12 protein-coding genes are annotated in these 12,383 nt (G+C 39.3%); 7 read left to right on the forward strand and 5 right to left on the reverse strand.

The features are described 5' to 3' along the window. Positions 1-242: 242 nt before the first annotated feature. Complete coding sequence (locus KHS79_RS15505) at positions 243-713, reverse strand: FKBP-type peptidyl-prolyl cis-trans isomerase (protein WP_027707963.1); 471 nt, start codon at positions 711-713, stop codon at positions 243-245. A 536-nt stretch (positions 714-1,249) separates the two neighbouring features. On the opposite strand from KHS79_RS15505, the gene fabG reads away from it, so the two are divergent. The 3 genes from fabG (at position 1,250) to KHS79_RS15520 (ending at position 3,833) form a co-directional block, all read left to right on the forward strand. Further along, complete coding sequence (gene fabG / locus KHS79_RS15510) at positions 1,250-2,011, forward strand: 3-oxoacyl-ACP reductase FabG (RefSeq protein ID WP_212720145.1); 762 nt, start codon at positions 1,250-1,252, stop codon at positions 2,009-2,011. Between the two features lie 228 nt (positions 2,012-2,239). Then, positions 2,240-2,998, forward strand: a complete 759-nt coding sequence (locus tag KHS79_RS15515) for a substrate-binding periplasmic protein (protein ID WP_212720147.1) — start codon at positions 2,240-2,242, stop codon at positions 2,996-2,998. Between the two features lie 10 nt (positions 2,999-3,008). After that, positions 3,009-3,833 (forward strand): substrate-binding periplasmic protein, encoded by an 825-nt coding sequence (locus KHS79_RS15520; RefSeq protein ID WP_212720149.1) that lies wholly within the window; start codon positions 3,009-3,011, stop codon positions 3,831-3,833. A 4-nt stretch (positions 3,834-3,837) separates the two neighbouring features. Here the strand turns inward: KHS79_RS15520 and can are convergent, their stop codons facing one another. Further along, positions 3,838-4,497 carry a carbonate dehydratase gene (gene can, locus KHS79_RS15525; protein WP_212720151.1) on the reverse strand — a complete coding sequence of 220 codons (660 nt, stop codon included), beginning with the start codon at positions 4,495-4,497 and terminating at the stop codon, positions 3,838-3,840. Between the two features lie 325 nt (positions 4,498-4,822). Then, a complete protein-coding gene (locus KHS79_RS15530) occupies positions 4,823-5,323 on the reverse strand; it encodes a DUF2059 domain-containing protein (protein ID WP_212720154.1) in 501 nt (166 codons plus the stop codon). 517 nt (positions 5,324-5,840) lie between these two features. Between KHS79_RS15530 and mtgA the strand changes: the two genes are divergently transcribed. Together mtgA and KHS79_RS15540 are read left to right on the forward strand one after the other, a co-directional pair. Beyond that, positions 5,841-6,584 (forward strand): monofunctional biosynthetic peptidoglycan transglycosylase, encoded by a 744-nt coding sequence (gene mtgA / locus KHS79_RS15535; protein ID WP_233468456.1) that lies wholly within the window; start codon positions 5,841-5,843, stop codon positions 6,582-6,584. A 643-nt stretch (positions 6,585-7,227) separates the two neighbouring features. Next, a complete protein-coding gene (locus KHS79_RS15540) occupies positions 7,228-8,094 on the forward strand; it encodes a helix-hairpin-helix domain-containing protein (protein ID WP_212720159.1) in 867 nt (288 codons plus the stop codon). 104 nt (positions 8,095-8,198) lie between these two features. On the opposite strand, the gene KHS79_RS15545 is transcribed toward KHS79_RS15540, so the two are convergent. Further along, a complete protein-coding gene (locus KHS79_RS15545; RefSeq protein WP_212720160.1) occupies positions 8,199-8,909 on the reverse strand; it encodes an HD domain-containing protein in 711 nt (236 codons plus the stop codon). 158 nt (positions 8,910-9,067) lie between these two features. On the opposite strand from KHS79_RS15545, the gene KHS79_RS15550 reads away from it, so the two are divergent. Beyond that, positions 9,068-10,294: an RtcB family protein gene (locus tag KHS79_RS15550; protein ID WP_212720161.1), complete on the forward strand. Its 1,227-nt coding sequence runs from the start codon at positions 9,068-9,070 to the stop codon at positions 10,292-10,294. A 94-nt stretch (positions 10,295-10,388) separates the two neighbouring features. On the opposite strand, the gene KHS79_RS15555 is transcribed toward KHS79_RS15550, so the two are convergent. Further along, a complete protein-coding gene (locus tag KHS79_RS15555) occupies positions 10,389-11,057 on the reverse strand; it encodes a hypothetical protein (protein WP_212720162.1) in 669 nt (222 codons plus the stop codon). A 495-nt stretch (positions 11,058-11,552) separates the two neighbouring features. On the opposite strand from KHS79_RS15555, the gene KHS79_RS15560 reads away from it, so the two are divergent. Beyond that, entirely contained in the window at positions 11,553-12,383 is an 831-nt protein-coding gene (locus KHS79_RS15560; protein WP_212720165.1) for a substrate-binding periplasmic protein, read from the forward strand.

Raw genomic sequence — 12,383 nt, forward strand, 5'->3', positions numbered from 1 at the left:
TGTACTTTACTCAGGCTATGGCATGTCAGGCCTTACCTCAAATATCATGATGGTTTATTTTTTTGTGATGAGAGGGCGGTATAAGTAGGTCTGGTTTACAGTGTTTGAATTGGGAAGGTGAAAGGTTGTTGGAGATTGTTACAGGGAGGAGGGGGTAGTCATTAGGCTATTATGTTGTAAGCTTGAAGAGCTGGGTTATACCCATTACAGACACAGCAATGGGTATAGCGCTAGATTAACGACTAGTGGGCATGTCCATGCTCTAGCTCTTCAGCAGCAGCTTCACGTACTTGCGTGATTTCTACTTCAAAGTGAAGTGTCTCACCTGCCAGAGGGTGGTTTGCATCAATTGTGATCTCATCACCATCAACACCTACAACCCGAATGACCTGAACGTTACCATCTGGAGACTGAGCTTGAAACTGCATGCCAGCCTGGATATCTTCAACACCTTCAAACAGTTCTCTGGAAACAGTTTGGATTAGGTCAGAGTGCTTTTCACCATATCCTTCTTCAGGGGCTACTGTTACTTTAAGTTGATCACCTGTTGTTTTACCTACAAGTGCGCTTTCAAGCCCTGGGATAATGTTTCCTGCACCATGGAGGTAAGTCATAGGTGCATCTTGCTCTGAACGATCCAGTACATCACCCTCTGCATTCGTCAGGGTATAGTGGAAGCTGACAACTGTGTTCTTTTCAATCAGTAATGACATAAGTTAGCTTTTAGATTAGTTGGTTAAACATTACCCAGTAAAGTGGAAACGATACCAGATCTGACTCAATCCTTTGGTGCGCCACTCGTTACAGGCAGACACCTAAGGTCTGTGACTATTGACCCACTATACATCTAGTATAGTGACTGAGATGGAACCTGAGATGGTACTGTTATTACTCTCTATATCTATATTCTATAGCAGATAATGCTACCACTATAAAATAAAAGTGATAGCTAAGCCTCTCAGGCTATCTTCTACCGGAATAAAGTAAGGGTATGAAACCACCAACACAAGCACCTAGCCAGAGGTACTGACAGTGTTCAAACCATCAGGGCGAACAAGCATAACATAGGTTAAATAGTGATTTGCACTACTTTTTCTCAAACTTGAAGAGTGCTCAGTAAGCAGAATTTTCATCGGGTACGGAGTTTGGTATAACTTATTGCTGATAATGTATTACTTGACCTGCTCCCAAAAAATACATCAGTATAAGTATAAATAGCGATGTAGTACTTTAAGAAAAAGGAGTTCTCATGAGCCAGTTTAGTCATCAAGTGGTTGTTGTGACAGGGGGTACTAAGGGGATTGGCAAGGGAATAGTTGATTACTTTGCTGCTGAAAATGCTACTGTTGTTTTTGTCGGCCGAGACCAAACACAAGGTGAGCAGTTAACTGAGTTGTATAAAAAGCAGGGTAAGCAAGTTGTATTTTTTCAAGCTGATCTAACCGAAAAGCAATGTCAACAAGAGCTGGTTGCTTATATCTGCAATACTTATGGTAAGCTTGATGTTTTGTGCTGTTGTGCCGGTATTTACCCGAGTAATACGATGGATAAAATAACGGAGTCAGAGTGGGATACTGTTTTAAATACCAATCTGAAAAGTGTTTTCTTCACAATTAAGGGGTTTTTACCATTATTACAGCAGCAAAAATTTGGAAGAGTGGTATTAATATCATCAATTACTGGGCCTTTTACAGGATATCCAGGTTGGACACATTACGGAGCCAGTAAAGCGGCAATGCTGGGTTTTATGAGAAGTGCGGCATTGGAGTTGGTATCACATAATGTAACGATTAATGCTGTATTGCCAGGTAATATTATAACGGAAGCTCTTCTGGAACAGGGAAATGATTACATCGAATCTGTAGCACAGGCTATTCCAACAGGCAAGCTTGGCACGCCTTATGACATTGCACGAGCTGTTGCTTTTTTTGCGAGTAAAGATGCCAGCTTTATTACAGGTCAGACATTGGTTGTTGATGGTGGGCAGCTGTTACCAGAGGGTGTTTTGTAAACTTACCGTATATCCTTAAACTATATCTTTATACTCCAAGGGGAGCGATTATTGCTAAAAATTCTTTGCTTGCGGGTATATTGACAAAACAACTTTGCCTCCTTGTTTAAAAAATACTGTTTATACATGTAATGTATTCTTGCAGGGAGGTAGCAATGTGTTCTCATCAAATAAAGTCTAAAATAAAAACAAGCTAAGTAAACAATTTTTGTATGATTATTTGTTTAAATGATTAGACTTGTTGGCATACTTTTTTTATCTACCTATTCAATTTGGACCATTTCCTGTCCTTTGCAGGATATTACCTTTATTACAGAAGAATACCCTCCACATAGCTATATCGAAAAAAATGTACTGAAAGGTATTGTTGTTGATATTTTGATAGCAGCCTCAACCTCAGTTAATTGTAAAGTTGAACGCTCTGAAATTAGAGTTTTACCCTGGGCAAGGGGGTATAAGCGCGTACTCTCGGAAAAAAATGTTGTGCTTTTTGGAATGAGTAAAACATTAGAGCGTGAAAATTTATTTACGTGGGTCGGACCCATTATGGAGGTTAATAATAGTTTAATTGCACGTAAAGACAGTAAGTTGAACGTTACTAATGTAGCCGATTTACACAATTTACGGATAGGTGTTGTCCGTGATGACATTGGTGAACGAGTTATCGTTAACTTGGGCATACCAAAATCAGGGGTTTATATCGCAAGCTATCCGCAAAACTTAGCCAAAATGCTTGCACAAAGGCGTATTCACGTATGGTCTTATGATGATATTGTTGGTTACTGGGTGTTAGATAACTTAGGTTATAACTCAAAAGATTTTGAAGTTGTATATGTGGTTTCTAAAACGAAAACCCATTTTGCCTTTAATAAACAATCAAACCCAGAAGCAGTAAAGTTATTACAAAAGGGAGTAGATATTATCAAAGGGAAATCAAAAGACGGCATTTATTCGCCGCTCGATATTATAATTAAGAAATACTTGTAGGGCGGTTAAAATGAATGATGGTCGTTTTAGTTTTGAATGGCTGGTGTTAACGATAGTCGGTATAGTCGCTTCACTAAGTGTTTCTGCGAACTGTAAAAAGAAAGAATTTATAATGGGGTGGAGTGACGACTATGAGCCGCTGATGTATTACGATGTCAATGAAGAAGTCACTGGGCTTGATATCAAGTTTGTTAAAGAGGTCTTTCGTCTGGCGAAGTGTCGATTAATATTTAAGGCGCTTCCCTGGAATAGAGTGTTATATGAGATCAAACAGGGTTCAGTTGATCTCACTGCGTCATCTTCATGGGTTGAAGAGCGTAGCCAATATGCGTATTACTCCGAAGAGTATCGCTGGGAACAGATGAGAATTGTGGTTAGAAAAGGGGAGGTGGTGCGCTGGCCTCTGCAAAAATTAAGTGATATTGCTAACTTTGACATGCATCTAACAGGGTTGTTGGGTGCATGGTATGGTGCAGAGTTCGATCAAATAGAAAAGAATACAAAGTACAAGTATTTACTTACCCTTGATGCTGAAACGGATAAGCATCTAAATCGATTGGTTAATCGACGCACAGATGGTGTGATTAATGATGTGATTTTTCTTAAGCATCAGGTAGAAAAAATGGGGATTACTGACTCAGTCGATATTCATCCCTATAAAGTGCACGATAATCCCCTATTTATCATCTTCAGTCGAGCCAGTGTGTCTGAGTCAGATGTAAAATACTTAAATAAAGTGATTCAACAAGCTAAACAAACAGACTTTTATCATACACTGTATGACCCGTATACAGCACCGGGGACCCCTAAAGTATCTCAAGAGCAGGTCCCATAAAGGTTTAAGACTTCGTTTCTGACCGGTAGCAGGCTTCGATTGCGCTATTGTATTCTTGGTCTAGCTCATGCTCATGGTTAACGCATACGGATAAATCGGTTAATAAGCCAGTTTGTAGGCTATAAATCCAGCCATGAATGGAAAGCGTTTGGTTTCGTTGCCAGGCTTTTTGTATGACGGGTGTGCGACAAAGGTTGTAGACCTGCTCAATGACATTGAGTTCATAAAGCTTAGCAAGCTGATCTTCTTTGTTAAACGTTGCCAGGTTTTCTTGGTGCTTCAAGTGAATATCTCGAATGTGGGCAAGCCAATATGAGACCAAGCCATCTTGTACATTATCGTAAGCAGCTTTTACACCGCCACAGCCGTAATGCCCACAAATAATGATGTGCTTAATCTTTAAAATATTGACGGCATACTCTACAACAGATAAGCAGTTAAGATCGCTTTGTATTACTTGATTAGCGATGTTGCGGTGGACAAATAGCTGGCCTGGCTCCATATCAACAATCTGGTTAGCAGGTACTCGGCTATCTGAGCAGCCAATCCACAGAATTTCAGGTGACTGCTGGGCTGACAAGTTAGCAAAAAAATCTGGACTTTCTTGAGTAACCCGAGCTGCCCATGCTTGGTTCTTTTCAAATAAGGGTTTTAACGTTTTCATACCTATCCGATGTTGTTGCAAGGTAAGCAAATTGCAAGACTACAGTTGCTAGTCGCTTGGCTTGAGACGGTCTTGGTTAAGTCATTTTTTATCAAAAACCTAGTCATGTAGCAAGAAATTGCTGTGATTTAAAGGCATTACTTGTCAATATGTTTCATAAAGTGAACAAGTGTTTTACATGAGTGTTTAGCCTGGTCTGCAACACCCATTGGTAAGTATAAACCTTTATCGAAAGTATTGTATGAAGGAATAGGTGGAGAAATAATTTATACCCTTTGACTTAAGGGTATAAACTTATCGTGAGTTTTATAACCGAGTGGTGCGGTTACTTTTTTTCAGTATTTAATGATTTAATGAGATCCATTGATATTTTTTGAATTTGAGGAGTTAGTTTTTTCGCACGTTCTTGAGCTATTTGCATAGACTCTTTAGAAATTGTTGGCATGATATTAATAGTTTTTTGGCCGACAGGTGTTTGATAAAACTTAGTCATTTCTTTTAATTCATTTTCATTGTAATGCTTCATATAGATGTTAACGAAATCTTTTTTGATAGCACTCCAAGTAAGTTCTGACTGAAGAATTGATGTGATTTGGGTAACATGCTTTTCCACTTTAGCTTTAGTAGCAGGATCTTTAGCATATTGAGTTAATTGGGAAGTAAACATTGTTTTATATTGGCTGAACAAAGGTTCATACATGTTTTTCACTTTCATCACTTTCAGTAATTCTTCTGCTGCTGCCTGATGACTTGCAGTATCGGCATGTGCAGGTATGTGTAAGCAAAGTACGGTAGCTAAAAGTGTAAGTTTTAACGTATTTTTCATTATAGGCCTTTCTATTGGTTTAGTGAGTTAGCTTAGTATTATCCCCTATAGCAGTAGTTAACAGCTTTGACTCAGCGGACAGGTTATACCACTGATACGGAGAAAATATGTTCTAGGGTTAGTCACTTCGTCATCGTTGGGGTTTCGCGGAAGTTTTAAAAGTATGATATAACTCATACTTTTTATATCTGGGTATCTTAGAGGCTGTTAACAGGCCCTAGTGATTGGTTCGTATAATACTGCATTGTAAGCAAAGAAGCTGCTATCCTATACCCTTCACGAATGATTTCTAGGTTTTGTTATCTTCACTCCTCACCCCAATCACCTATTAATATAGGCTCATGGGGCTTCGTCACTCGATGGCCGCACCTAAAAACCATTCGTATTGGGTATATTTGGCGCGAGGACCACTAGGAACTATTTATGTTTTTGTGAGCCCAACAGCTCGCAGGTGAACCAGGAAAATAACCCTTTTGGAGTATTTTTTGTCAACTCCAGACTTAACAGTTTAAGACATATGGTGACTAAAAAAGCTCGGCATAAACGCAAAAAGCAAGGCTTAATGGAGGGTGTAAAGCACTTCATAAAGCGTCTAGTGCTAATCTGGGTTTTCTTTTCGGTATTGTTGGTTTTACTTTTTCGTTGGTTACCCTTACCAACAACGTCATTTATGTTACAACAGTGGTTGTCTGCTCACTCTCCTTGCTCAACTCTTCGTTATCAGTGGGTTCCATGGTCTCAAACATCGAAACATCTTGCCATTGCGGTAATAGCTGCAGAGGATCAAAAGTTTGCAACACACTGGGGCTTAGACTTTGCAGCTCTGCAAAGCGCGTTACAAACCCGTTTAAAGACGGGGAAAATACGTGGTGGTAGCACTATTTCACAGCAGGTGGCAAAGAATGTATTTCTTTGGCCGGCAAAAAACATGTTTAGAAAGTCGTTAGAAGTTTACTTTACTATGCTGATTGAGTTGCTTTGGCCAAAAAAGCGTATTTTAGAGGTGTATTTGAATATTGCTCAGTTTGGTGAATGTACCTACGGTGTAGAGCAAGCAGCACAACAGTACTATCGAATTAAAGCCAGTGAACTGAATGGCTGGCAAGCTGCGCGATTAGCAGCGGTTTTACCGAACCCGGTAATATATAGAGCCGATCGGCCATCCAACTATGTTGTTAAGCGCAGCAACTGGATTAGACGGCAAGTAAAGCAATTAGGTGGTTTTGGTTATTTGTCGAAGTTTGTAGGTTACGAGGATTAATCACTGTATATATCCATGTGACATTATGTTTTATTGTGTATTGTTGTGATATCTATAATGCTTAAGTGCTATTTTTTAATGTGAGTTGTCTCATAAATATAGTGTTTTTTTGTTTGATTTTTGGTTTCTAACTGGTCAAGGCTTTTTATCATAGAGTACTATTGAATTCTTACCCCGTGTAACTTTATACCCTTCACGAATCATTTTAAGGGTTTGTTGTCGGTGCTCTTCACCTCAGTCACTTATTAATATAAGCGCCTGGGGCTTCATCACTTGACGGCCACCCCAAAAAAACTTCGTACTGGGTATATTTCACTGTAATATATTAAATTTTCAATAGGGACTTGAATTTTATGACACTTGTCATCCACCATAAGCAGTATATGCCGTTGACAAGGTATATTAAAGAAGATGATGAGGCTAAGACTTATACGGTGTGTAATTCATGAACAAAAAGCAAGTATTAATTGTTGCTGATATTTAGTGCCATAAGCGTATCAGTAGTATGTTGCTGGTTTGGAATTGGATGAAGCTAAATTAAGTGTGTGGTTTGGCTGATAAGTAAATACATTTTTTCGAAATGGAAATCATAACCAAGTCATTATTGAAGATACTTTCAGTACGTTTTAATGACGGAGGCTGAATGTTTAAAAAACTTTTTTCATGGTTTAGTGGAAAAGCTAGTGAGGATAACGCTAGCGATAAAGCGAATAATAACGGTCATTCCGATGATCAACAGCACACAACGCTTCAGACCCAAAATAATCAGGCTAATACTCACTCAGTAACAGATAGAGAGTTTACTGAGGAGACACAAACCAAAGCCTTTGTGGATGAGCCTGATGATAACTCAATACAGTCTGACTCAGTTAATGAGAAATCAAGCGAGTGTGATGAGCAAATTAAGCCGGTTACAGAGACACAAGAGACATTTGATCAGTCACCAGAAGCACCATTAAGTGTGACGAAAGAAGAGACTTTTGTATTTGCTGCTAACTTAACACTATATACCTCGTTAGATGTGCTTCAACAACATGGTAAACAGATTGCTGAATTGCCTGAAGCGTCGACTTCGAAGAAAGAGGGTGAGTGGTTAAAGGCTGCAGATTTTGCCCTTCGTGTTGACGAAAATGGCATGTTAAAAAGTGATATTGGCTTTGTTAAAGAGGCTGAGTATTTGGCGTTCTTGCTAGCATGTCGAGAAGTTGTTGAGAGTAATTTAGGCTATGAAGAAAAGCTTAAAGATTTGAGCGCCAAGATGGAAGAAAACCCACTTTGGCATAGCTGGGGGCAAAAAAAGCTTAAAAACAAAGAAGACTGGATAAGTGACTTGATTATTAAGGAAGAGACGCGAGTGATTACGGGGTTATCGCTGGCAAATGCTAAAACATTGTTTAATCAAGGTTATACGTCACTAAGTGCGATTGCAACCGCGCCAGAAGAAGTATTGACTTCATTACCAAGAGTAGGCAAGAAAACGCTTGAAAATATACGTCAGGCGGCCTCTTAGTGCTGTTGGCTTGAAAATATCTGCCCAACGATATAGTTTCCAACAACATTTTATAGCTACCGTAAGGTAGCTTTTTTTTGGGGAGGAAACTCAGGTGTATTGGGCTAGGCGCCACACTCTTTAAAGCTAGACTCTGTTATAACTTCTCCATTAATTTCCTGCATGATATTTTTTCTGGCCTGTTGCTCCCAGCGTGCTTGTAGTGCTGGTGTAAAGTAGAGGGTTGGACGTGATAGCAGCTTGGAAAGCACTTGGTTTCTTAGGCGTTTATATAAACGATAAGGTATAAAGCGGTGCTCCATGCGTACCTGCTGCTGGTATCGTTGATAAAGCGCTTCAGGTGCTGCAAGAATGGCTAAATCCAGGTCGAGAAATAATTGCTCGTCTTTACTACTTGAGGAGGGCTGGTGATGTATTGTCGAAAGTATCCACTGGCTAATGCATTCTACTTGTGCTGGCGCCACACCCAAATCCAATAACTCATTTTTTGCTTGATTCGCACTCGCTAATTCATTTCTCCGACTAAACCGCTTATACACACTATCATGATAAAAGATGGCCAACATAATTGTTGGTAAGTCATGACTTAAATCGGCAAATCGTTCCGCAAGTGTCATTAAATGTGCAAGATGGTAAATGTTATGGTAATGGCGGTGGGTTTGCTGATATTGGGAAATGAGCTGGGCAAAAACCTTATACTGAGTTTGGCTGTCACACTGTGCATTCATTGCATAAAGGTATTTTCGCCAGGCTCCATAGAGTTTGCGAATAACAGGGTGATGCAGTAATGGGAAGTGGGTAGTATGGGTAGGCATAAGTCACTCACTTATTTGATAATTATCTATCTTTTTAGATAGTCCCCATTGAGCGGCTAACTGCTATCCTATTGAATTTAGTGTAAAAAAATTTTGGCATGGTCTTTGTTATATGTGGTTTACCTTACCTGATTTTGACTAAATGAGATAGCATTCCAATGTGTAGAAAATATGAAGTTGTTCAAGGACAAAAAGGTGTTCCCATTAAAGCTTGGACCCGTGATGTTGCCTTTGAGCAAGCCGCTAAACAACAGTTATTGAATATAGCTCAGTTACCCTTTGTGTATAAATGGCTGGCGGTAATGCCGGATGTCCATTTAGGTAAGGGAGCCACAATAGGTAGTGTGGTACCTACGGTTGACTGTGTGATCCCGGCTGCTGTTGGTGTTGATATAGGCTGTGGAATGATGGCATGTAAGACATCACTCAACGCCAGTGATTTACCTGAACACCTTGGTGGAATTCGAAGTGCAATTGAGCAAGCGGTTCCTCATGGGCGTTCAGCTAGAGCCAGAAAAGGGCGGGATAAAGGTGCCTGGGGTGATATTCCGCAAGATGTTGCTAATGCGTGGCGTGCACTGGCGCCTGTGTTTGATCAGCTGCAGGAAAAGCATACGGTCTTGAAGCAAACCAATAACGTAAATCATCTAGGAACTCTTGGTACAGGAAACCATTTTATAGAAGTCTGTTTAGATGAGCAGAACAGTGTTTGGTTTATGTTACATAGCGGTTCCCGTGGCGTAGGTAACAGAATTGGTACTCACTTTATTGAGCTTGCTAAAAAAGAAATGGAACGCTGGCAAATTCAACTGCCTGATCGTGACTTGGCTTACTTGCCCGAAGGGTCAAATTTATTTACTGACTACATGCAAAGTGTTGAATGGGCACAAAACTATGCTCGTATTAACCGAGAAGTCATGATGCAGCGTGTGATTCAAGCAGTACAAAAAGCACTGAATCGTACCTTTGAGGCGCATGTTGAAGCAGTAAACTGTCATCATAATTACGTAAATCGTGAGCATCACTATGGAAAGGATGTCTGGATTACTCGTAAGGGGGCTGTGAGTGCGAGAGAGGGGCAGTTAGGTATTATCCCAGGAAGTATGGGGGCAAAATCTTTTATCGTAAGAGGTAAAGGAAATCCTGAAAGTTTCAACAGTTGTAGTCATGGTGCTGGACGTGTTATGTCGCGTACTCAAGCGAAGAAAGTAGTTTCACTGGCAGAACACTTGGCGGCAACTCAAGGGGTTGAGTGCCGTAAAGATGAGGCTGTGATTGATGAAACACCAGCTGCTTATAAACCTATTGATAACGTGATGGCTGCTCAGTCAGATTTGATCGAAGTGGTTTATACCTTAAAACAAATTGTTTGTGTGAAAGGCTAGGTATGGTAGGGTCCAGCCTCACAATGAAAATTGTTTTTAATCAATGATGAGTAAGCGCAGTAATATGCGCTTACTTTATGCGTAATTACCTAGGTTATGTGGTTGGGATTTTTACGGACTTAATTTTATTTTGGATAAAAGCAATGAGCTTTTTAACTTCCTCAGTTTCTGTATTGAAATTATTATAATCAGTACTGTATATTTCTTTTAAGTCATTTAACGTTAAGTAATCCGGGTGGTGAACTTCGGCAATTGTAGCATACTTAAATTTTGTGTTGTTTTTCTCAATATATAATGAGTATATATGAATAGCTAAATTTTCTTTCGAAGACGACTGAAAGCTTTTGTATAATGCAGCTAAATCCTGGTCAGATTTTAGTTCGCCAAAGAATTGAGGTTGTTTACTTATTTTCCATCCAGCCGCTTTTAAAACTGCGCCAATAGACCCTCCATTGAGAATTTTTTTGTGCTCATTGGCAAAAGAGGTATCAACTTGCTCAGGGTAATGCACAATTGCCAAAGTCCTGGTTACTTTTTTACTTGAGTGAGTACTGTATAAGCGTGATACTCTAATTGACTCTCCAGATTCCAGTACGTCAATCCCGTAGCTACCAAACTTTAGTTCAATACGTTCACTGTTCAATAGGGGACGAAGTTTTTTATTGTCAATGGGTGTGGATGTTTGGGTAGCGAATGTATGACTGGTAAAGGTAATAAACAAGCATGTTAGTAAAGTAGAGAGCTTTGTTTTAAGCTGATGCATAGACATCTCATTTTTAATTAATGGCAGAAGAGTGATACCCACAGCGAAGTATACCCTTCACAAATGATTTCTAGGTTTTGTTATCTTCACTCCTCACCCGCAATCACCTATTAATATAGGCTCATGGGGCTTCGTCACTCGATGGTCGCACCTAAAAACCATTCGTATTGGGTATATAGAAGTGGAGTGAATTTAAGTAATAATAAAGCAAGTATAACGTTACCAGCTTTATAAAAAAATATTTAATCATTAAAGAGGATTAAATATAGTTAACCTTTATGAATAGAGAGTAATAGTTTATATACCGAAAATGAAAAATACAGACAACAACATTACCTCTGTGTCTGGAACTCATTAGGATAAACGCTAAAAAAGATTCGTGAAGGGGCTATATACAATTGCTATGGTTGATGCTGAATAGATGGTTTCATTGAAGGAGCATTAAAAAACTATCATCAGAGCCAATAATGTCTATAGTTTATTGTAAACATAAGCATGGCAAGTGTTGAGATTGAAGCCAGAGTGAAAAGCGAGAGAAGACTACGTTATATTTCCTTAGTAGTATTGTATTTTACTATTTGTATACCTATTAAGGGAGCTACCGATACGATTGCATTAGCGACGGGAAGTTGGTGTCCTTATATTTGTCCTGATGTGTCAAGTGACACAGGATTAAGTGATCAGCCTGGCTTTTTTGTGGAAATTGTCCGTGAAATATTGAGTGAGCATGGATACCACATAAAACTAACTGTTGTGCCTTGGTCTAGGGCAATTTTGGGTGTTAGAAATGGAGACTATGATGGAGTTCTTGGAACAGTCCCTTTGGGGCTTCCTGATTTGATTTTTCCTGAAAAGGCTCAGTCTTATTACCATATGTGTTTTTTTACAAGGCTTGAGTCATCTTGGGAATATGCCGGAGTTAGATCTTTAGCAAACCTACGTTTAGGTGTCATTCAAGACTATAATTATGATAATGGTGGGGAGTTAGATCAATATATTCTACAAGAAACTAATGGCTTTTGGGTTTCGTCAATTTCGGGTGAAGATATTCAAGCTCTGAGTAGAAATATTGATAGGCTTATCAAAAAGCGTGTTGATGTTATCATTGATGGACGGGAGGTTGTAAATTATTACCTAAAAAATAAAGCGTATAATCTTCGAGAAGCAGGCTGTGTATCTAGAGATGAAATGTATGTTGCTTTTTCCCCTATGAATGACCGGGCAAAAGAGTATGCTGAAATTTTGAGCAACGGTATGGTTAGGTTAAGAGCAAGCGGTAAGTTGGAGAAAATCTTAGCAAAGTATGGCGTAAAAGACTGGCAGTAA

Source organism: Zooshikella ganghwensis (assembly GCF_018263875.1).
GTDB classification, from domain to species: domain Bacteria; phylum Pseudomonadota; class Gammaproteobacteria; order Pseudomonadales; family Zooshikellaceae; genus Zooshikella; species Zooshikella ganghwensis.

Bases quoted from the DNA above. Each gene is read 5' to 3' on its own strand.
- KHS79_RS15545 (WP_212720160.1), bottom strand. From the start codon at position 8,909: ATGCCTACCCATACTACCCACTTCCCATTACTGCATCACCCTGTTATT.
- KHS79_RS15515 (WP_212720147.1), top strand. From the start codon at position 2,240: ATGATTAGACTTGTTGGCATACTTTTTTTATCTACCTATTCAATTTGG.
- KHS79_RS15550 (WP_212720161.1), top strand. From the start codon at position 9,068: ATGTGTAGAAAATATGAAGTTGTTCAAGGACAAAAAGGTGTTCCCATT.
- KHS79_RS15520 (WP_212720149.1), top strand. From the start codon at position 3,009: ATGAATGATGGTCGTTTTAGTTTTGAATGGCTGGTGTTAACGATAGTC.
- mtgA (WP_233468456.1), top strand. From the start codon at position 5,841: ATGGTGACTAAAAAAGCTCGGCATAAACGCAAAAAGCAAGGCTTAATG.
- KHS79_RS15560 (WP_212720165.1), top strand. From the start codon at position 11,553: ATGGCAAGTGTTGAGATTGAAGCCAGAGTGAAAAGCGAGAGAAGACTA.
- can (WP_212720151.1), bottom strand. From the start codon at position 4,497: ATGAAAACGTTAAAACCCTTATTTGAAAAGAACCAAGCATGGGCAGCT.
- KHS79_RS15530 (WP_212720154.1), bottom strand. From the start codon at position 5,323: ATGAAAAATACGTTAAAACTTACACTTTTAGCTACCGTACTTTGCTTA.
- KHS79_RS15555 (WP_212720162.1), bottom strand. From the start codon at position 11,057: ATGCATCAGCTTAAAACAAAGCTCTCTACTTTACTAACATGCTTGTTT.
- fabG (WP_212720145.1), top strand. From the start codon at position 1,250: ATGAGCCAGTTTAGTCATCAAGTGGTTGTTGTGACAGGGGGTACTAAG.
- KHS79_RS15540 (WP_212720159.1), top strand. From the start codon at position 7,228: ATGTTTAAAAAACTTTTTTCATGGTTTAGTGGAAAAGCTAGTGAGGAT.
- KHS79_RS15505 (WP_027707963.1), bottom strand. From the start codon at position 713: ATGTCATTACTGATTGAAAAGAACACAGTTGTCAGCTTCCACTATACC.